The sequence below is a fragment of the Streptomyces sp. NPDC002206 genome (assembly GCF_053593595.1).
In genome coordinates, this window is record NZ_JBSFCW010000090.1 from 1 (window position 1) to 1,751 (window position 1,751).

The following is a 1,751-nucleotide window of genomic DNA, read 5'->3' on the forward strand; positions in this document are numbered from 1 at the left end:
CTCTGACCCGAATCCGCAGGTAGTGGCCGATGGCGAGTTGGATGTGCTCGCCGTCGGCCGTTGACGTGTTCGAACGGCTGTTGTGCGGATGGGGGCAGGCCAGCAGCCCGGCTGTCGTGCCGGGTGGACGGCGTTCCACGGCGGTTCGAGGTGTTCGGGCACGGGGATGGGCGGCTGTCAGGCAGTCAGGAGTGCTTTCGCCGCGCGGATCCTGGCCAGGGTGGTAGCGATCAACTCGCTGGCGGTGGGTGCGAACCGGAGCCGACGGCGGCGGGCGGTGGCCACCAGGCGGGCCGCGCGGGCGATGAGCAGGCGGCGCATGGTGGCGATCCGGCGGCGGGTGCTGCCGATGGGGGCGAGTATCTGCAGCCAGGCGGAGAGGTTGTAGGCCAGCAGCGCACCCCACATCCACATCGCGTTGACCCGGTGCGATGCGGAGGGAAGGTGGTTGAGGCCGGCTCCGTGGGCGGTGTCGCGGAACAGTTCCTCGATCTTTGTGCGGCGGCGGAACTCCCACTCCGCGAGCGCGACCTCCTCGTCCAGGTCCAACGCCTCGTTGGTGGCGAAGAAGGAGTAGGCATACGCCTGATCGGCCACGCCGTCCAGCACGAGGGCGAGTTGGTCCTTGCCCACCGTGCGTGAGCGGCGCGAGCGCGGGTCCGCGGACAGTTCGGCGGCGTCGTAGCGCACCCGCCGGGCGACCACCCGCGTCCCCTCGGGCCAGCCGATCGGGGCGTAGTCCAGCAACGCGACCTGCGCCTTGGGGTAGTCGACCGCATCGATCCAGTCGTCCTCGTGCGCCGTGGTCACCGCCCGCCACAGTGGCTTGCCGCGCGGCACCCCGAGCCGGAACAGGCCGCCGCGGGCCACGATCTTTTCCGCGACCTTCCCGGCGTAGTAGCCGGAATCACCCTGGAACAGGATCCGCCCGGTGGCTTGGGCGGCGCGGACCGCGTCCACCGCCCGGTCGACCTGGTCGGGGGCGTGGGTGCGCCCGTCCGAGCGGCCGTCGAGTAGGTCCGCGACCAGCACCGCACCGGCCTGGGCCCAGTGGGCGGCATGCACCCGCCCGACGATCTCGCCCTTGTACGAGCGGACCACCTGCTCCTTGCGGGTGGAGAACACCTCGATGTCCTTGGCGTCCAGGTCGATCGTCACCCGCCCGTCAAGGATCCGGGCCCGCTTTGCGACCGGCAGCGCACCCAGGGCCCGTCCGGTGAGTTGAGCGCACGCGGTCTCGATGCCCTCGCGCTGCGCCTGGCCGAACCGGGCGGCCAGCGTGGCCGCCGTGGTCGCGGCCGGGACCGGGGCAGGCAGCAGCCCCTCACCGATCCGGTCACCACGCAGCCGGTCGAAACCGACCAGATGATCCTCGCCGGTCAACTGCACCACCGCGGCGGCCAGCGCGAACTCCCCACCAGACAGGCCCCGGTCCCGCTCCTTGACCGGGCCGATCCCGGCATCCAGCGCCGCGGTGATGCCCAGCACTTGATCCAGCTCCGCCACCAGCAGCAGGCCGCCGTTCTCCGTCAACGACCCTTCCGGCAGCCCCACCTGGGCACGCAACCGGGTCCACCGCTTGCCGGGAGTACGGGAGGTGGTGCGACGACGCGATATCTTCTTCACTCGACGGGTGTCCTTGCGGGTAGAGCGATCAGGCGTAGAGAACCTCGATCATCTCAAACCAGCAGGGACACCTGTCGCCGTATCAGCCGCCAGCCCCCACAGCTACCTGCGGATTCGGGTCTGAC

At 70.6% G+C, this 1,751-nt stretch carries 1 protein-coding gene; it reads right to left on the reverse strand.

The window, feature by feature from the left end; translation table 11 throughout:
• Positions 1-177: 177 nt before the first annotated feature.
• Positions 178-1,626, reverse strand: a complete 1,449-nt coding sequence (locus ACWCP8_RS41140; protein ID WP_451121674.1) for a transposase — start codon at positions 1,624-1,626, stop codon at positions 178-180.
• Between the last annotated feature and the right edge of the window lie 125 nt (positions 1,627-1,751).